This is a genomic window from Streptomyces sp. NPDC041796, from assembly GCF_055590785.1.
This window is the reverse complement of sequence record NZ_JBVJAH010000005.1, coordinates 376,160-394,607: the sequence shown is the minus strand read 5'-3', so window position 1 is coordinate 394,607 and position 18,448 is coordinate 376,160. Positions and strand designations below refer to the sequence as shown.

The window sequence follows — 18,448 nt, the reverse complement described above, 5'->3', positions numbered from 1 at the left end:
AAACCCTCTGCAAGGCGGCCCCGCCCCACGGGAGTGCGGGGCAGGGCCATGGTTCGTTACGTATGGGACCGGCCGGGTCAGCCGCCGATGACGACGCGGCGGACACCCTCCCAGCGGGCCGGGTCCGTGGTGCGGCGGCCGTCGACCAGGACGGTGACGTCCGGCAGGTCGGAGGCGGCCAGCTCCTTGTACTCGGCGTGGTCGGCCTGGAGGATCGCGGCGGTGACCTTCTCGCCCTGGTGCGGGGTGAGGCCGTGCGCGGCGAGCTCCTCGGCCGTGTACATCGGGTCGGAGACGTACGGGACGGCGCCGCGGGCCTTGAGGGCCTCGACGGTGCCGAAGACGCCGGAGAACGCGGTCTCCTTGACGCCGCCGCGGTAGGCGGCGCCCAGCACGAGCACGTTGACGTCCTTCAGGTCGCCGTAGGCGGCGGCCAGCAGGTCGACGGCGTACTCGGGCATCGCGGCGTTGGCCTCGCGGGCCGAGCGCACGACGGTGGCCTCCGGGTCGTTCCACAGGTACATCCGCGGGTAGATCGGGATGCAGTGGCCGCCGACGGCGATGCCCGGCTGGTGGATGTGGCTGTAGGGCTGGGAGTTGCAGGCCTCGATGACCTTCAGGACGTCGATGTTCTGCTTGTCGGCGAACCGGGCGAACTGGTTGGCCAGACCGATGTTGACGTCGCGGTAGGTGGTCTCGGCGAGCTTGGCGAGCTCGGAGGCCTCCGCGGTGCCCAGGTCCCACACGCCGTTGGCGCGGGGCAGGTCGTCGCGCTCGTCGAAGTCGAGGACCTGCTCGTAGAACTCGACGCCGTGCTTCGCCGACGCCTCGTCGATGCCGCCGACGAGCTTGGGGTAGCGGCGCAGGTCGGCGAAGACGCGGCCGGTGAGGACGCGCTCCGGGGAGAAGACCAGGTGGAAGTCCTCGCCCGCCTTCAGGCCGGAGCCCTCCTCCAGCATCGGCGCCCAGCGGGTGCGGGTCGTGCCGACCGGCAGGGTCGTCTCGTAGGAGACGAGGGTGCCCGGCTTGAGGCCCTTGGCGATGGCCTTCGTCGCGGAGTCCATCCAGCCGAAGTCGGGGGTGCCCTCGGCGTCCACGAACAGCGGGACGACGACCACGACGGCCTCGGACTGGGCGACGGCGGCCGCGGTGTCGGTGGTCGCGGACAGCAGACCGGCGTCGACGGTCTGCTTCAGCAGCCGGTCGAGGTCGTGCTCGCCGGGGAAGGGCTCGGTGCCGGCGTTGACCAGCTCGACGACCTTCTCGTTGACGTCGGCGCCGATGACCTTGTGGCCCTTGGCGGCGAACTGCACGGCGAGCGGCAGGCCGATCTTGCCGAGCGCGACTACACAGATATTCATCGGGTCAGTTTCCTCTTCACACGGGACATCAGTTGACGCAGTCGCTTGCCCACGCCGAGCGAGGGCTCCCAGAGCGGAGCCGTGGTGATCACCAGCCGCCCCTTGGGGTTGGCGTTGGCGGAGATCCGGTACGGGATCCTCTCCCGCCAGCGGCGGGCCAGGGGCAGCGGCCTGCCACGGACCGGCACGGGAATCTCGTACGTCGAGCCTGCCACGTCGGCGTACACGCGCACGCCGAGCTTGGCGCTCTTCGGTGTGACCGGGATACGGGCGGACAGCAGGGTGCCCTCGCCGTCCTCGGTCGGCTTGCGGGTGAACTCCCCGACTGGCGCGGGCAGTTCGTGGCCCATGGGGAGCCTTCGGGCGCCGGGCTTGTCGGCGCTCTTCGGCATGGCCTTGGTGGCGAGCCTCACGACGGCGGAGCCGGTGTCGCCGGTCAGCCCGAGCCGGACCGTCAGGTCGACGGCCATGTCGTCGCCGCTCTGGTGCCACTCGGCCGCGACCAGCGAGGTGCCCTCGGCCAGCCGCCCGGGGACGGCCTCGCCGATCACCTCGTACACCCGGTCCGGGAGCCCCACGGCGGGGTCGCGGAAACCGGGGTAGCGGACGAACGCCCGCCCGTCCTCCAGCAGCAGCGGCGGTGAGCCGTGCTCGGCCTCGTCCTCGATGGCCCGTACGAGCTCATCGACGGCACCCCGCCGGGCCAGGCTGATCCGCACCCGCCGCTTGACGTCCATCGAGTCGCGCAGCGCGTCGGTGAAGTACTCGTCCGCGAGCGCCGCGATGCCCGCGCACACCTCGGTCCGCGTCACCGCGTCCAGGCCCGGGAAGTCGTCCTGGATCAGCTTGGCGAGCTCCCAGGTGAAGTGGCGCTTGAGGACCGCGTCACGCTGCGGGCCCGCCTCGATCAGCGAGGCCGCGAAGTGCATGATCCGCTCGGTGCAGCGCAGCCGGGACAGGTGGTTCGCCCGGTAGGTGATGTTGCTGGCGTCGCCGCGCTTGACCGCGTAGTAGTACGTGTAGTCCGCCAGGACCGAGATCTTCGCGGCCCGTACGCACGCCTCCAGGGTGAACGGCTGGTCGGAGCCGACCGGCAGGTCCTCGGGGAAGCGCAGCTCGTACTTCTCCACCAGCTCGCGGCGGAAGAGCTTGGTGTTGGCCAGCGTGAACGGCAGGGCCGATTCGTACAGCGAGACGTCCGGGTCGCTCTTCTTGTAGAGCGCCTGGTGGACGTAACGGCCGTTGGTGCCCACCATCTTGCCGACGACGACGTCGGAGCCGTGCTCGTCGGCACAGGCCACCATGCGCTCCAGGGCCTCGCTGCCCAGGTAGTCGTCGGAGCCGATGAAGTACACATAACGACCGGTGGCCAGCTCCAGGGCCCGGTTGCTGGGAGCAGCCGGGCCACCGGAGTTGGCCTGATGGATCACCTTGACAGTGTTCGGGTACGTCTCCGCGAAGCGGTCCAGTTCCCGGCCACTGTCGTCGGTCGAGCCGTCGTCGACGGCCACGACCTCGAGCCGGTCCAGCCCGATGCTCTGCCCCACCAGCGAGTTCAGGCACTCGGTGAGGTACGGCATCGTGTTGTACACGGCTACCACGACGGTGACATCGGGTGTGGTCAACTGGCCACGTCCTCCGGGGTGAGCCGCACGGTGACACCGCGGTCGGCGGAGTCGATGACCGCCGCGGCCACCTCCACCGTACGCAGACCCTGGCGCAGCGTGCAGATGTCGTCACCCTTGCCGAGGACCGCGTCCCGGAACAGCTCGTGCTCGACGAGGAGCGGCTCGCGCTTCGGGATGGCGTACCGGATCATGTCGCCCTCGGAGACACCGCGGAACGCGCGGAGCGCCTCCCACTCGGTGGCGACGGCGGCGTTCGAGTAGAACGTCAGGTCGGCGGTGAGGGTGTCGGCGATGAAGCAGCCCTTCTCGCCGGTGACCGACGTGAAGCGTTCCTTCAGCGGGCTCAGCCAGTTGACGAGGTGGTTGACCATCGTCCCGTCGGAGAGCTGACCGACGGCGGAGACCATGTCCTCGTGCGGGCGGCCCGACTTGGACACCGTGTGCGCGGCGATCGACGTGTACTGCTGGCCGGTGACCCAGCCCGTCAGGTCGATGTCGTGGGTGGCGAGGTCCTTGACCACGCCGACGTCCGCGATGCGGTGCGGGAAGGGACCCTGGCGGCGGGTGACGACCTGGTAGACGTCGCCCAGCTCGCCGGCCTCCAGACGGGAACGCAGGGACCGCAGCGCCGGGTTGCAGCGCTCGATGTGGCCGACGCCGGCCACCAGGCCGCGCGTCTCGAACGCCTCGACGAGGCGGCGGGCACCGGCGACGGTGTCGGCGACCGGCTTCTCGATCAGCGCGTGAACACCGGCGTCGGCGAGCTTCAGGCCGACTTCCTCGTGCAGCGCGGTCGGGCAGGCCACGACGGCGTAGTCGATGCCCAGCGAGATCAGTTCCTCGACCGTGGACAGGACGGGAGCGCCCTGCGCCCAGCCGTTCTTGTCGCCCATCGGGTCGACGACGCCGACGAGGGTCACGCCGTCCAGCCCGGCGAGTACGCGGGCGTGGTGGCGTCCCATCGAGCCGAGGCCGATCAGACCGGCCCGCAGTCCAGCAGCAGTCACAGGTTCTCTCCCAGCGCGTTCACGGCGGTGACGATGCGCTCAAGGTCGTTCTGGGTCAGCGAGGGGTGCACGGGCAGCGAGACGACCTCGCCGGCGGCCTTCTCCGTCTCGGGCAGGTCCCAGTTCCGGCCGGCCTTCTGGTCCGGCTCCCAGTACGGCTTCAGCCGGTGGATCGGGGTCGGGTAGTAGACGGCGTTGCCGACGCCCGCCTCGGTGAGCTTCGCCATGGCGGCGTCGCGGTCACCGCCCTGCACCCGGATCGTGTACTGGTGGTAGATGTGGCGCGCGCCCTCGGCGACGATCGGCGTCACGATGCCGGGCGCGGTGATGTGCTCGCTCAGGTACGCGGCGTTGGCGATGCGCGTCTCGGTCCAGCCCTGCAGCTTGGACAGCTGGACGCGGCCGACGGCGGCGGCGACGTCCGTCATACGCATGTTGGCGCCGACGATCTCGTTGGCGTACCGCTGCTCCATGCCCTGGTTGCGCAGCAGGCGCAGGGTGCGGGCGACCTCGGCGTCGGCCGTGGAGATCATGCCGCCCTCGAGGCTGTGCATGTTCTTGGTCGGGTAGAAGCTGAACGTGCCGCCGGAGCCGAACGCGCCGACCGGGGTGCCGTGGAGAGCCGCGGCGTGCGCCTGGCAGGCGTCCTCGACGACCGCGAGCTTGTGCTTCCCGGCGATGGCCATGATCTTGTCCATGGCCGCCGGGTTGCCGTAGATGTGGACCGGCATGATCGCGGCGGTGCGCGGGGTGATGGCGGCCTCGACGGCGGCCGGGTCGATGTTGAAGCTGTCGGCCTCGATGTCGACGAAGACGACGTCGGCGCCGACGAGACGGACCGCGTTCGCCGAGGCGGCGAACGAGAAGGACGGGACGATCACCTCGTCACCCGGGCCGATGTTCAGCGCCATCAGAAGGAGGTGCAGCGCCGACGTACCGGAGTTGACGGCGACGCAGTGGCGGCCGTCGACCAGCTCGGAGAATCCCTCCTCGAAGGCGGCCACTTCGGGGCCCTGTACGACGCGGCCGCTGCGCAGTACGCGTACCGCGGCCTCGATCTCTTCTTCACCGATGACCGGGCGGGCAGCGGGGATGGGCTGCTCGTTGATGCTCGGCATGGACGTCCTCCTTGAACACCGCAAGAGCTCTTTGTGGCAGAGGTCTGAAGGGTGTTGCGGAGGCTAACAAGGCCGCGCTTACCCCTCCGGCGCGATGCCGACGCCCTACCGAGGAATGCTGGGACCGGTCTGTCCCTCAACCGGGTCGGTCACCGACCGTAGTCTTCGGGCGGGGCCCGCCCACGGCAGCGACCGGCGTCACATTATCAGGAATTTCCTAGTCAATTTCGGGGCCGTTAACCGTAGGAGGCATCGATTCCGAAACAAAATCCCGGTTCCGCCCCGGACTAATCCGGGGCGGAACGCGGAACGTTCAATCGACGCTCACCAACCGTTCAGCGGTGACTCGCCCTCCCCCGCCGTGACCGTGGTCACGGCGATCTCGGGCCGGCCGCCTACTGCTCGGCCGAGACGGTCTCCTTCGACGCCGACGTGGCCGACTTGGCGGTCTTCGCCGTCTTCGCCGTCTTCGCCGCCGACTTGGTGGCCGCCTTCTTCGCCGTCGTCTTCTTCGCCGTGGTCGTCTTCTTGGCAGCCGTCTTCTTGGTGGCCGCCTTCTTCGCCGTGGCCTTCTTGGCGGTCTTGCGAGCCGCGGTCTTCTTGGCCGGCGCCTCGGTCTCCGCGGCCTCCGCCTCCGGGGCCTGAGCCGGCTCGGGCTCCGGCGTGGAACCGCTGCTCACCACGATCACCGCGGCTTCCGCGCCACCCGCGGGGGAAGCGGCCGGTGCGGTGACCTTGCGGACCACCCGGCGGCGCGGACGCGGCGGGGCGGCCACGGGGGCCTCCTCGGCGACCGGCTGCTCCTGCACCGGCTGCTGCTCCTGCACCGGCTCGGCCGGGGCGGGCTCCGACTCGGCCGGGACGGGCTCGGACTGGGCCGGGACGGGCTCGGACTGGGCCGGGGCGGGCTCGGGCACCTCCTCGGTCACCACCGGCTTCGGCGGACCCGCCGGGGCGGTCGCCTTACGGGTGGCACGCCGACGGGTACGGCCCTGCGGAGCCTCGGCAGCCGGCGGAGCGGGTGCCTCCTCCGCCGCGGCCACGAGCGCCGGAGCGGCCTGCACCTCGACGGCCTCCGGGGCCACCTCGGCGACCCCGAGCTTCGGCTCGGGCTCCACGGCGGCCTTCGGCGCACCGGCCGGAGCCGTCGCCTTGCGGGACACCCGGCGGCGCGAACGCCCACGGCCCGCGGCCGCCTCGGCCTCCGCGACGCTGGAGTACAGCTCCTCGTCCGGACGGAACGGCTCCTCCACCGCCACCGGGGCGGCGACCTCCGCGGCGACCTCGGCCTCGGTCTCGGTCTCGGTCTCCGGCTCCGCCTCGGTGCCGGTGGTCTCCAGCTCGGCCTCGGCCTCGGCGGCACGGGCACGCTTCTTGGCGCGCTTGCCGCCGTTGCCACCGCCACCGGCGGAGGTCGGCTGCTCCATGTGGACGATCACGCCACGGCCGTTGCAGTGGACGCAGGTCTCGGAGAAGGACTCCAGCAGGCCCTGACCCACCCGCTTACGGGTCATCTGGACCAGGCCCAGCGAAGTGACCTCGGCGACCTGGTGCTTGGTCCGGTCCCGGCCCAGGCACTCCAGCAGGCGCCGCAGCACCAGGTCCCGGTTGGACTCCAGCACCATGTCGATGAAGTCGATGACGACGATGCCGCCCAGGTCGCGCAGCCGCAGCTGACGCACGATCTCCTCGGCCGCCTCCAGGTTGTTCCTGGTGACGGTCTCCTCGAGGTTGCCGCCCTGGCCGGTGAACTTGCCGGTGTTGACGTCGACGACGATCATCGCCTCGGTCTTGTCGATCACCAGCGAACCACCGGACGGCAGCCAGACCTTGCGGTCCAGCGCCTTCATCAGCTGCTCGTCGATCCGGTACGTCGCGAAGACGTCGACCTCCGACGTCCAGCGCTGCAGCCGGTCCGCCAGGTCGGGCGCGACGTGCGACACGTACCCGTGGATGGTCTTCCACGCCTCGTCGCCGCTGACGATCACCTTCGAGAAGTCCTCGTTGAAGATGTCGCGGACGACCCGGACGGTCATGTCGGGCTCACCGTAGAGGAGGGTCGGGGCGTTGCCGCTCTTCGCCTTCTTCTGGATGTCCTCCCACTGCGCCTGGAGACGCTCGACGTCACGGCGCAGCTCGTCCTCGCTCGCGCCCTCGGCGGCGGTGCGCACGATGACGCCCGCGTCCTCGGGGACGATCTTCTTGAGGATGGTCTTCAGACGGGCCCGCTCGGTGTCGGGCAGCTTGCGGCTGATACCGGTCATCGAGCCCTCGGGCACGTAGACCAGGTAGCGGCCGGGCAGCGAGACCTGGCTGGTGAGGCGGGCGCCCTTGTGGCCGATCGGGTCCTTCGTCACCTGGACGAGGACGGACTGGCCGGACTTGAGGGCGGTCTCGATACGGCGCGGCCCGTTGGCCATGCCGAGCGCCTCGAAGTTGACCTCACCGGCGTACAGGACGGCGTTGCGGCCCTTGCCGATGTCGACGAACGCGGCCTCCATGGACGGCAGCACGTTCTGGACCTTGCCCAGGTAGACGTTGCCGACGTAGCTGGTGGCCTGCTCCTTGTTGACGTAGTGCTCGACGAGCACGTTGTCCTCGAGGACGCCGATCTGGGTGCGCTCGCCGCTCTGGCGGACGACCATCACGCGCTCGACGGCCTCGCGGCGCGCCAGGAACTCCGCCTCGGTGATGATCGGCACCCGGCGGCGGCCCTGCTCGCGGCCCTCGCGGCGGCGCTGCTTCTTCGCCTCCAGACGGGTCGAGCCCTTGATGGACTGGACCTCGTCGGACGGCTCGGCCTTCTCCCGCGCGGGGCGCGGCTCACGGACCTTGACGACCGTACGGACGCCGTCCTCCTCGCCGGCCGTCTCGGCCTCGGCGCCCGCGTCACCGCTGCGGCGGCGACGACGACGGCGACGGCGCGAGCTGCTGGTACCGGCGGCGGACGGGGTGCCGGCCTCGTCCTCCTCGGCCTCGTCCCGCTCGTCCTCGGCTTCTTCCTCGGCGGCCTCCTCCTCGGCGCGGGCGGCCTCCTCGGCCTCCTCCGCCTCGGTGGCCTCACCACGGCGGCGACGGCGGCCACCACGACGGCGACGGCGCGACGGACGCTCGCCGAACTCGTCGGTCTCCTCGCCCTCGGCGGCTTCCGCCTCGGCCTCGGGCTCCTCCTCCTCGGCCTCGGGCTCCGGGGCGGGGCGCACCGGCTCGGCCTCGACGACCGGCTCGGCGGGCTCGCCCCGGCGACGGCGACGGCGACGGCCACCGGTCTCGGGCTGCTCGGCGACCGGAGCGGGGGCCTGCGCGGCGGTCTCGGTGACCTCCTCGACCTCCTCGGCCTCTTCCTGGACGGCTGCCTCGGCGGCGGCCGCGGCGGCGGCGGTCTCCGGGGTCTGGAACATCGGCTCGGTGAAGACCGGGGCCTGGAAGACGGGCACGGCGGGCCGCGCGGCACGGCGGCCGCGGGACTGCTCGGGCTTCTTGACCGGCTCGGCGGTGAACTGCGGGGCGGTGGCCCGGCGGCGCGTACGGCCGCGGGACGCGGCTTCCTCGGCGGCGGCGACCTCGGCCCCCGCCTCGTCGGAGGAGATCTGCGCGACGGTGTCGGCCGGCAGGCTCTCGCCCGCCTCGGCGACGCCGTCGTCCTCCGCCGCGACCTGAGCCTGCGGCGCGGTCGCCTTACGGGTGGCACGGCGGCGGGTACGACGCGGGGCTGCCTCGGGCTCCTCGGCGACCTCCTCGGCGGCCGGCGCCTGCGGCTCCTCGGCGGCCGGGGCCTGGGGCTCCTCGGCGACCTGGGGGGCACCCGCCGGAGCGGTCGCCTTACGGGTCGCACGGCGGCGCGGACGCGCCGGAGCGGCCTCCGGCTCCTGCACGGCCTCGGGCTCCTCGGCCACTTGGGCCTGCGGCTCCTCCGCGACCTGCGGGGCACCCGCCGGAGCGGTCGCCTTACGGGTCGCACGGCGGCGCGGACGCGCCGGAGCGGGCTCGGGGGCCTCGTTGGGCGCTTCGGCGAGGGAGGCGACATCGGCCACCTCGGCGGCGGGCGTCTCGACGACGACCTCGCCGGCCGGGGCGTCCCCGGCGCTCGCCGCGACCGGCGGGCCGGCCGGGCGCGATGCGGCCCGGCGACGGCGGCGCGGCGGCAGCGTGTCGCTGGGCGAGTTGTTCTCTTCGCTGTGGTTACCGGCGTTGGTGCCGGTTTCGTTCGGCTCGAGCATGCGGGCGGTTCTCCCGTCACGCTCCCGGGCGCCGCGTCTGGCGCGGCGCCGCACGGGAGCTGTTATGTCTGGCTCGCCGGTTCCGTACGCGTTGTACGTACGGCCTGGCGAAAGTCTCCTGTGGGTGTACGCGGCCCGACCCAGGTGGCTCCCGAGTGCCAGGGCCGCGCTACAACGACCGCCCTACGCGGAACCTGCACCTGTCGGCTCCGGGGCGGCGGCGAGTCCGGCGGCCTTTTGTGGGGCGGCCGTGACTGCCTCGCGGTCGGGCGCGAGCGGGTCGGTCACCGTGCCGGACTCCTCGTCGAAGAGCCCCTGCGCCAGCCTGGTCACCGCTGCGGGGACCGGCGGCGCCAGGTCGGCCACAGCTCGGAGACCGGACAGGACGTCGTCGGGTCGCACGGCAGGTGTCACGTGCCGAACAACCAGCCGCAGTATCGCACAGGGGCCCTGTCCAGGCCTATCAGACGGCGCAGAACCGGTTTCCAGACCCGCCACGGCGACCCGCGCGTCGAAGGTGCGCATCCCGTTCTTGGTCTTGCGCTGCACCTCGACGGCGTCGGCGGCGAGGAAGGCGGCGACGGCGCGCTCGGCCTCCTCCTCCGACACGCCCTCCAGGCGCAGCTCCCAGACGGACGCGGTCAGCCGGTCGGCGAGGCCGGACGTGCGGGCCTCGACGGCGTCGGTGATGTCGAGGCCGTCCGGCAGCGACTCGTCGAGCAGCTCGCGCAGCTTCTCCGGGTCGCGCGGCTCGGTGAGCGCGATCTCCAGGTACTCGGCCTCGGAGCCCGTACCGGTGGGGGCGGCATTGGCGTACGAGACCTTGGGGTGCGGCGTGAAGCCCGCCGAGTACGCCATGGGCACCTCGGCGCGGCGCAGCGCGCGCTCGAACGCACGCTGGAAGTCGCGGTGGCTGGTGAACCGGAGGCGGCCGCGCTTGGTGTAGCGCAGGCGGATGCGCTGCACTGCCGGTGCGGGCGGCGGGCCTTCGGGCTGTCGCTTGCCCAGTGGTTCTTCTCCTCGGTGCGGGGCGGGCGCGGTGGCGCTCCGCCCACGAAATTCGGGCGGCTCCCGGGGGTCCCGCCCGGCTCACCCCCGCTTTCGCAGGGAGATCTCGGGTGCGGGCGCCACGCCGGGCGCAGTCGTTGTACTACCCAGACTACGCGCCGGAGCTGCGGCCGGTTCCCCAGGCCGTCCCGCCGGGGGTCCGCCGACCAGCGCCCGCCACGCGTGCCGGCGGGCCCGGCGGACCGTCTCGGCGGCCGAGGCGAGCGCCGCCCGGGTGGCGCGGCCCGCCTCGACGGCGGCCTTGTGGACCGGGCGCCAGAGGTGGTCGCGCAGGGCGTGACCGACCGGCGTGCACACGTTCCGGTAGCACCAGGCGACCGGCCGGCCCACCAGGTTCCGGGCGAGCCACTTCAGCGCACGCCCCACGGCCCGCGAGACGTACCCGGCGACGCGCCACGCCATCACGATCGCGTCCCGGACCTCCCGCCCGACGACGACGAGCGCCCGCCCCACCGGGGTGAGCACCCACCGGTACAGCCACCGCGCGGGCGGGACGAGCACCCAGCGGTACAGCCACACCAGCGGGACGACGATCCCGTACCGGACGACGGGCACGACCACGTACCGCCACAGCGCCACCCACGGCCACACGAACAGTGCTTTCGCCAGCCAGGCGGCGCCGTGTCCGAGCGGTGTCAGCAGGTATCGATACAGCCATCGCGCCGGGGCCATGACCAGGGTCTCCCCCAGCCACACGAGCGCGTGCCCGAGCGGCGTGAGCACCCAGCGGTACAGCCATCCGGCGGGCTTCACGAGTCCGTACGTCACGAGCGCCCCGGCCAGCCACGCCAGCGCGCGGCCGAGGGGCGCCAGGACGTGCTTCCACAGCCACACCAGAGGGGTGACGCACAGCATGTACAGCGCCCGGCCGAGGGGGCGCAGCACCACCCGGTCGAGTGCCCGGCCGCACACGGTGAGGGCGTCCCAGGCGACGCGTACGGGAACGACGACGAGCAGCACCACGATCCGCACCGGGATCCGGATGGCGGCCGTGAGGCATCCCTCGGGTTCGTGCTGACGCTTGTCCAGGTCCATGCCCGGCAGGACGCGAACGGCCCGGCCCGGGGTTTCTCCCCGGGCCGGGCCGTTGCGCGGACGTTACATGATCACTTGACCACGGTCAGCGGCAGCAGCTTCTTGCCCGTCGGACCGATCTGGATGTGGGTGTCCATCTGCGGGCACACACCGCAGTCGAAGCACGGCGTCCAGCGGCAGTCCTCGACCTCGGTCTCGTCGAGCGCGTCCTGCCAGTCCTCCCAGAGCCAGTCCTTGTCGAGACCGGAGTCCAGGTGGTCCCAGGGCAGGACCTCCTCGTAGGTGCGCTCGCGGGTGGTGTACCAGTCGACGTCCACGCCGAACTCGGGCAGCGTCTTCTCCGCGCAGGCCATCCAGCGGTCGTAGGAGAAGTGCTCGCGCCAGCCGTCGAACCGGCCGCCGTCCTCGTAGACGGCGCGGATGACGGCGCCCACGCGGCGGTCGCCGCGGGAGAGCAGGCCCTCGACGATGCCGGGCTTGCCGTCGTGGTAGCGGAAGCCGATGGACCGGCCGTACTTCTTGTCGCCGCGGATCTTGTCGCGGAGCTTCTCCAGGCGGGCGTCGGTCTCCTCGGCGGACAGCTGCGGCGCCCACTGGAAGGGGGTGTGCGGCTTGGGCACGAAACCGCCGATGGAGACGGTGCAGCGGATGTCGTCCTGGCCGGAGACCTTGCGGCCCTCCGCGATGACGTTCATCGCCATGTCGGCGATCTGGAGGACGTCCTCGTCGGTCTCGGTGGGCAGGCCGCACATGAAGTACAGCTTCACCTGGCGCCAGCCGTTGCCGTACGCCGTGGAGACCGTGCGGATCAGATCCTCCTCCGAGACCATCTTGTTGATGACCTTGCGCATGCGCTCGGAGCCGCCCTCGGGGGCGAAGGTGAGACCGGACCGACGGCCGTTCCTGGTCAGCTCGTTGGCGAGGTCCACGTTGAACGCGTCCACCCGGGTCGAGGGGAGGGACAGGCCGACCTTGTCCTCCTCGTACCGGTCGGCGAGGCCCTTGGCGATGTCACCGATCTCGGAGTGGTCGGCGGAGGACAGCGACAGCAGGCCGACCTCCTCGAAGCCGGTCGCCTTGAGACCCTTCTCGACCATCTCGCCGATGCCGGTGATGCTTCGCTCCCGCACGGGGCGCGTGATCATGCCGGCCTGGCAGAAACGGCAGCCGCGGGTGCAGCCGCGGAAGATCTCGACGGACATCCGCTCGTGGACGGTCTCGGCGAGCGGGACGAGCGGCTGCTTGGGGTAGGGCCACTCGTCGAGGTCCATGACGGTGTGCTTGGACACACGCCACGGGACGCCCGACTTGTTCGGCACCACACGGCCGATACGGCCGTCGGGCAGGTACTCGACGTCGTAGAACGCCGGGATGTAGACCGAGCCGGTCTTCGCGAGCCGGAAGAGGACCTCCTCGCGTCCGCCGGGGCGGCCCTCCGCCTTCCAGGCGCGGATGATCTCGGTCATGTCGAGCACGGCCTGCTCGCCGTCACCGATGATCGCGGCGTCGATGAAGTCGGCGATCGGCTCCGGGTTGAAGGCCGCGTGGCCGCCCGCGAGCACGATCGGGTCGTCGAGCGTGCGGTCCTTGGACTCCAGCGGGATGCCCGCCAGGTCGAGCGCCGTGAGCATGTTGGTGTAGCCGAGCTCGGTGGAGAAGCTCAGGCCGAAGACGTCGAACGCCTTCACGGGCCGGTGGCTGTCCACCGTGAACTGCGGCACGTGGTGCTCGCGCATCAGCGCTTCGAGGTCGGGCCACACGCTGTACGTGCGCTCGGCCAGTACGCCCTCACGCTCGTTCAGTACCTCGTAAAGGATCATGACGCCCTGGTTGGGGAGTCCGACCTCGTAGGCGTCCGGGTACATGAGCGCCCAGCGCACGTCGCACTCGTCCCAGGGCTTGACGGTGGAGTTCAGCTCACCGCCGACGTACTGAATGGGCTTCTGCACGTGCGGGAGCAGAGCTTCGAGCTGTGGGAAGACCGACTCGGACATCAGAGACCTTCATGAGCTGGCAGGGGGCGACTCTCAAGCGTACCCCGGTGCGTGGAAGGTCAGAGCCGCCGCAGTTTCCCCGGCACCGCCCTCGCCCATACCTTGGGAAGCTCCCTTTCGCGCTCCGCCGCCCCGGCCTCCTCCTGGCCGTAGAGCAGCCCCCAGGTGAAGGCGCTCTCGCCCGCCAGGTGTGCCCGGATGGCGAGGTCGCGGAGGGTGTCGCGGGCGACGACGGCGTCCTGGTGGTCGCCGAGGACCTTCTGGACGGCCTTCACCCGTTTGACGAACCGCTTCGCGGGCTTCCCGAGCACGGGCGCGGCGGCCTCGGCGGCGTACCGGGCACGCTTGGCGGCCTTGCGGGCCTCGTGCATGGCGACGTCCCGGTCGTGGCCGGCGGGCAGGGCAAGCGCCCGGTCGATACGGGCGGCGAGCCGCTCGTGGTCCTTGAGGATCGCCCTGGGCAGGACCGCGGCGGCGTCCTTCCGAGCGGCGGGGCGCAGCGGCGGGTCGGCGAGCAGGGTGTGGAGGGCGTCCAGGAGGGCGGCGTAGCGGTCGCTGTCCAGGGCGGCGAGGGTGCGGGCGCGTGATGCGGCGCGGCCGGCGGCGGACCAGGCGCGGAGGCGTCCCCTGACCGGCCCGAGGAGCAGTGTGACGGGCAGGGTGTCGATGCGGGCGGTGAGCCGCTCGGCGAGGACCTCCTGGTCGCGGTCGACGCCCAGTTCGCGGGCCAGCCACCTCAGCTCGTCGGCGACGGGGCGGCTGGCGGCCGGGTCCAGGACCTTCCGGTACGTACGGAAGGCGCTGCGCAGACGGCGGGTGGCGACGCGCATCTGGTGGACGGAGTCGGGCAGGTCGCGGCGTACGGCGGCGTCGTAGGTGACCAGCTTGTCGGCCTGTTCGCGCAGGTGGGCGAGGATGCAGCCGCCGGCGGTGCCGTCCGGTTCGGGGGGCTGCGGTGGCCGCCACCCGGTGTCCTGGAGCGCCTTGGCGAGTTTGGACGCCGACCCGGCGGGCTCGAGCCCTTTCTTGCGGAGCCGTTTGTGCACGGCGTCGAGGAACGCGGGGTCGCCGTCGTCGGCCAGTTCGACCTCGATCTCGGTCCATTCGACGGTGCCGCCGTCCCCGCCGGTGAGCCGCTCGGCGCGGACCGTGTCGGTGCTCGCCTCGGCGAGCAGGGCGCCCTCGGCGTCGACGAGGTGGCGGACGTCGCGGCGGGAGCGGAGCCGTACCAGCGGGACGAGCGGGGCGCCCCGGGTCCTGGCGCGGACCAGCCCGGCCAGGGAGCTGGGCAGGTCGTCCTCCAGGGGCGCGCGCAGTTCGTCCCGTACCCCGGGGGCGACCGGCAGTTTGAGGTGCCAGCCCGCGTCCGTACCGCCGGTGCGGCGGCGCAGGGTGATGGACGCCTCGGCCAGGCGCAGGTCGTCGGTGTCGTAGTAGACGGCGTCCAGTTCGACGACGCCCCGGTCGAGGACCGCCGAGACACCGCGTACGCCCGTCAGGTCCGGGAGCCGGGTGCCGGGGCCGGCTTCGTACTTCCGCTCGATCTCGCGTTTCGCGTCCGCCCTCATTCGAATCTAAGTGCCCCCGACCGGCCGTTTCATGCGGTCTACGCGGTGAGTGGTCGTTGCACCCTGATCGACTGGAGCAGTCCGATCGCGACCCACACGGCGAACATCGACGATCCTCCGTAGGACACGAACGGCAGCGGCAGGCCCGCGACCGGCATGATGCCGAGGGTCATGCCGATGTTCTCGAAGGACTGGAACGCGAACCAGGCGATGATCCCGGCGGCGACGATCGTGCCGTACAGCTCGGTCGTCTCGCGGGCGATCCGGCAGGCGCGCCAGAGCACCACGCCGAGGAGCGCGATGATCGTGGCCCCGCCGAGGAAGCCGAGTTCCTCGCCGGCGACGGTGAAGATGAAGTCGGTCTGCTGTTCGGGAACGAACTGGCCGGTGGTCTGGTGGCCGTTGAAGAGCCCCGCCCCGTACAGGCCGCCGGAGCCGATGGCGATGCGTGCCTGGTTGGTGTTGTAGCCGGCGCCGGCCGGGTCGAGCTCGGGGTTGGCGAAGGCGGCGAACCGGTTGATCTGGTACTGGTCGAGCAGGCCGAGCGCGGCGACGAGCACCGCGCCCATGACGCCCGCGCCGATCAGCCCGAAGATCCACCGGTTGGACGCGCCGGAGGCGAGCAGCACGCCCAGCACGATGACGACCATGACCATCACCGAGCCGAGGTCGGGCATCAGCATCACGATGGCCATCGGTACGACGGCGAGCAGGAGGGACTTGGCGACCGTGCTGTGGTCGGGGTGGAGCTGGTCGCCCGCGTCGACCTTGGCGGCCAGCAGCATCGCCATGCCCAGGATGATCGTGATCTTCACGAATTCGGAGGGCTGGAGCGAGAACCCGCCGCCGATGACGATCCAGGCGTGCGCGCCGTTGATGGTGGCGCCGAGCGGGGTGAGGACCAGCAGCACGAGGACGACGGAGATGCCGTACAGCACCGGCACCGCACCGCGCAGGGTGCGGTGGCCGAGCCAGATGGTGCCGATCATCAGGGCGAACCCGATGCCGGTGTTGAGGATGTGGCGGAAGAGGAAGGCGTACGGGTCGCCCTGGGTGAGCTCGGTGCGGTTGCGGGTGGCGGACCACACCAGGAGCGAGCCGATGAAGGACAGCGCGATCGCGGAGAACAGCAGCGGCCAGTCGAGCCTGCGCATCATCGAGTCGCGGGCGGTGAGCTTCGACCAGGCGCCGCGGTCGGGCGCGTAGCGCGACACGGAGAAGTTGTTGGTTCCGGCCATCGTGGGTCAGTCCCTCCAGACGGGGGGCGGGCCCGCGAGTTGCTGTTCGCCGTCGCTCTGCTTGCCGGGCTCGACCTTCTGGGAGTTCGGGTCGTACGGCTTGACCGGCGGCGCGTCGATGGAACCGTCGGGCTGGACCTTGGGCAGCGCCGTCTGCGGCTTGGGCAGCAGGGCACGCTTGAGGTCCTGGTTGCCTGCGTCGTCCAGGCCGTAGATGGCGTCGTAGATGTTGCGTACGGCCGGGCCGGAGGCGCCGGAGCCCGTACCACCCTGGGAGATCGTCATCACGATCGTGAAGTCGTCGGTGTAGGTCGCGAACCACGAGGTGGTCTGCTTGCCGTAGACCTGGGCGGTGCCGGTCTTCGCCCGCATCGGGATCTTGTCCTGCGGCCAGCCGCCGAACCGCCAGGCGGCGGTACCGCCGGGCTCGACGACGGAACGCAGGCCCTTGTCGAGGTTGCTGACGGTCTCCGCGTCGACCGGCAGCCTGCCGTGGGGCCTGGGCTTGATCTCCTCGACCTTCTTGCCGTCGGGGCTGATCACGGCCTTGCCGAGGGTGGGCTTGAAGAGTGTGCCGCCGTTGCTGATCGCCGCGTAGGCGGTGGCCATCTGGATGGGCGTGACGAGTACGTCGCCCTGCCCGATGGCGTAGTTGATGCTGTCGAATGCCTTCAGCTGGTTGCCTTCGAGGCAGCTCTCGTACGCGATCTGCTCGACGTAGCTGCCGCCCTTCTTGCCCTGCTTGCACCAGGAGTCCTTGTTGGCCTCCCAGAAGGACTGCTTCCAGTGGCGGTCGGGGATGCGGCCCTTGACCTCGTTCGGCAGGTCGACGCCGGTCTCGGAGCCCAGCCCGAAGTCATGGGCGGTCCGGTAGAACCAGTCGTTGGCGTTCTTCTTCGGCTTGAGGCCGCCGTCGCGCTGCCACTCCTTGTGGCCGAGGGCGTAGAAGACGGTGTTGCAGGAGAACTTGAGGGCCTCGCCGAGGGAGATGGGCCCGTGCCCCTTGGACTCGAAGTTGGCGAAGCTCCGGCCGCCGAGGCTGTAGGAACTGCTGCAGTTGTAGCTGCCGTCGAAGGGGTAGCCGGCCCGGACGGCCGCGCTCGCCGACACGACCTTGAAGATGGAGCCGGCGGGTGCCTGCCCCTGGATGGCCCGGTTGAGCAGCGGATAGTTGGAGTTCTTGCCGGTGAGCTTGGCGTACTCCTTGCCGGAGATGCCGCCCACCCAGGCGTTGGGGTCGTAGTCGGGCTGCGAGGCCATCGCGACGACCCGGCCGGTCTTGGACTCCATGACGACGACGGCGCCCGCGTCGGCCTTGTACGGACGGCCGGTGATCTTGTCCGTCTCCTTGCGGACGGCCTTCATCGCCGCCTGCAGCTCGAACTCGGCGACGGCCTGGACCCGGGCGTCGATGCTGGTGACGACCGTGGAACCGGGCCTGCCCGGGTCGCTCTCCGCCTCACCGAGGACGCGGCCCAGGTTGTCGACCTCGTAGCGGGTGACGCCCGCCTTGCCGCGCAGCGCCTTGTCGTACGTGCGCTCCAGGCCGGAGCGGCCGACCTGGTCGGAGCGGAGGAACGGCGAGTCGGTGTCCTTGGCCTTCTCGAGCTCCTCGTCGGTGACGGGCGAGAGGTAGCCGAGGACCTGCGCGGCGCGGGCGCCGCCGGGCGCGGTGTAGCGGCGTACGGCGGTGGGTTCGGCGGTGATGCCGGGGAAGTCCTCGGCGCGTTCGCGGATCTGGAGGGCCTGCTGGGTGGTGGCCTCGGCGGTGACGGGGATGGGCTGGAAGGGCGAGCCGTTCCAACAGGGCTGGGGGGTCTCGGAGTCGCAGAGGCGGATCTTGTCCATGACCTCCTTGGGCTTCATGCCCAGGACCCCGGCCAGCCGGGTGAGGACGCCCTTGCCGTCGTCCTTCATCTTCAGCAGCTCGGTGCGGGAGGCGGAGACCACCAGGCGGGTCTCGTTGTCGGCGAGCGGCACGCCCCGGGCGTCGAGGATGGCGCCGCGCACGGCGGGCTGGACAACCTGCTGGACGTGGTTGTTCTTCGCCTCGTCGGTGTACTCCTTGCCCTGCCGGATCTGCAGGTACCAGAGCCGGCCGCCGAGGGTGAGGAGCAGGGAGAAGACCAGGACCTGGATGACGATGAGCCGGATCTGGACCCTGGGGGTCCGCCCGGTCTCGGGGATGTTGCTCATGACGCGGTTGCCCCC

The 18,448-nt window shown here is 71.3% G+C and carries 11 protein-coding genes; all 11 read right to left on the bottom strand.

What is annotated here, in order from left to right; genetic code table 11:
- Positions 1–77 precede the first annotated feature (77 nt).
- The gene (locus ACZ6C1_RS12600; RefSeq protein ID WP_469240248.1) at positions 78–1,361 is read right to left on the bottom strand and encodes a nucleotide sugar dehydrogenase; all 1,284 of its coding nucleotides are present in this window, start codon (positions 1,359–1,361) and stop codon (positions 78–80) included.
- Positions 1,358–2,986 carry a glycosyltransferase family 2 protein gene (locus ACZ6C1_RS12595; protein ID WP_469240247.1) on the bottom strand — a complete coding sequence of 543 codons (1,629 nt, stop codon included), beginning with the start codon at positions 2,984–2,986 and terminating at the stop codon, positions 1,358–1,360. The genes ACZ6C1_RS12600 and ACZ6C1_RS12595 overlap by 4 nt, the downstream gene beginning before the upstream one ends.
- Positions 2,983–3,996: a Gfo/Idh/MocA family protein gene (locus tag ACZ6C1_RS12590; protein ID WP_469240246.1), complete on the bottom strand. Its 1,014-nt coding sequence runs from the start codon at positions 3,994–3,996 to the stop codon at positions 2,983–2,985. The genes ACZ6C1_RS12595 and ACZ6C1_RS12590 overlap by 4 nt, the downstream gene beginning before the upstream one ends.
- Positions 3,993–5,114 (bottom strand): DegT/DnrJ/EryC1/StrS family aminotransferase, encoded by a 1,122-nt coding sequence (locus ACZ6C1_RS12585; RefSeq protein WP_469240245.1) that lies wholly within the window; start codon positions 5,112–5,114, stop codon positions 3,993–3,995. Before ACZ6C1_RS12585 ends, ACZ6C1_RS12590 begins: the two co-directional genes overlap by 4 nt.
- A 395-nt stretch (positions 5,115–5,509) precedes the next feature.
- Positions 5,510–9,334 carry an Rne/Rng family ribonuclease gene (locus tag ACZ6C1_RS12580; protein WP_469240244.1) on the bottom strand — a complete coding sequence of 1,275 codons (3,825 nt, stop codon included), beginning with the start codon at positions 9,332–9,334 and terminating at the stop codon, positions 5,510–5,512.
- A gap of 183 nt (positions 9,335–9,517) precedes the next feature.
- Positions 9,518–10,300: a TIGR03936 family radical SAM-associated protein gene (locus tag ACZ6C1_RS12575; RefSeq protein WP_469240243.1), complete on the bottom strand. Its 783-nt coding sequence runs from the start codon at positions 10,298–10,300 to the stop codon at positions 9,518–9,520.
- Positions 10,301–10,423: 123 nt separating this feature from the next.
- Positions 10,424–11,437 (bottom strand): hypothetical protein, encoded by a 1,014-nt coding sequence (locus ACZ6C1_RS12570; protein WP_469240242.1) that lies wholly within the window; start codon positions 11,435–11,437, stop codon positions 10,424–10,426.
- A 71-nt stretch (positions 11,438–11,508) separates the two neighbouring features.
- Complete coding sequence (locus ACZ6C1_RS12565; protein ID WP_469240241.1) at positions 11,509–13,431, bottom strand: TIGR03960 family B12-binding radical SAM protein; 1,923 nt, start codon at positions 13,429–13,431, stop codon at positions 11,509–11,511.
- A 59-nt stretch (positions 13,432–13,490) separates the two neighbouring features.
- Positions 13,491–14,999 (bottom strand): CYTH and CHAD domain-containing protein, encoded by a 1,509-nt coding sequence (locus ACZ6C1_RS12560; RefSeq protein ID WP_469240240.1) that lies wholly within the window; start codon positions 14,997–14,999, stop codon positions 13,491–13,493.
- Positions 15,000–15,037: 38 nt separating this feature from the next.
- Positions 15,038–16,237, bottom strand: coding sequence for a rod shape-determining protein RodA (rodA, locus tag ACZ6C1_RS12555; protein WP_469240239.1), 1,200 nt, complete (start codon positions 16,235–16,237; stop codon positions 15,038–15,040).
- A 6-nt stretch (positions 16,238–16,243) separates the two neighbouring features.
- The gene (gene mrdA, locus ACZ6C1_RS12550; protein ID WP_469240238.1) at positions 16,244–18,433 is read right to left on the bottom strand and encodes a penicillin-binding protein 2; all 2,190 of its coding nucleotides are present in this window, start codon (positions 18,431–18,433) and stop codon (positions 16,244–16,246) included.
- Between the last annotated feature and the right edge of the window lie 15 nt (positions 18,434–18,448).

Bases quoted from the DNA above. Each gene is read 5' to 3' on its own strand.
- ACZ6C1_RS12600 (WP_469240248.1), bottom strand. From the start codon at position 1,361: ATGAATATCTGTGTAGTCGCGCTCGGCAAGATCGGCCTGCCGCTCGCC.
- ACZ6C1_RS12570 (WP_469240242.1), bottom strand. From the start codon at position 11,437: ATGGACCTGGACAAGCGTCAGCACGAACCCGAGGGATGCCTCACGGCC.
- ACZ6C1_RS12580 (WP_469240244.1), bottom strand. From the start codon at position 9,334: ATGCTCGAGCCGAACGAAACCGGCACCAACGCCGGTAACCACAGCGAA.
- mrdA (WP_469240238.1), bottom strand. From the start codon at position 18,433: ATGAGCAACATCCCCGAGACCGGGCGGACCCCCAGGGTCCAGATCCGG.
- rodA (WP_469240239.1), bottom strand. From the start codon at position 16,237: ATGGCCGGAACCAACAACTTCTCCGTGTCGCGCTACGCGCCCGACCGC.
- ACZ6C1_RS12560 (WP_469240240.1), bottom strand. From the start codon at position 14,999: ATGAGGGCGGACGCGAAACGCGAGATCGAGCGGAAGTACGAAGCCGGC.
- ACZ6C1_RS12565 (WP_469240241.1), bottom strand. From the start codon at position 13,431: ATGTCCGAGTCGGTCTTCCCACAGCTCGAAGCTCTGCTCCCGCACGTG.
- ACZ6C1_RS12585 (WP_469240245.1), bottom strand. From the start codon at position 5,114: ATGCCGAGCATCAACGAGCAGCCCATCCCCGCTGCCCGCCCGGTCATC.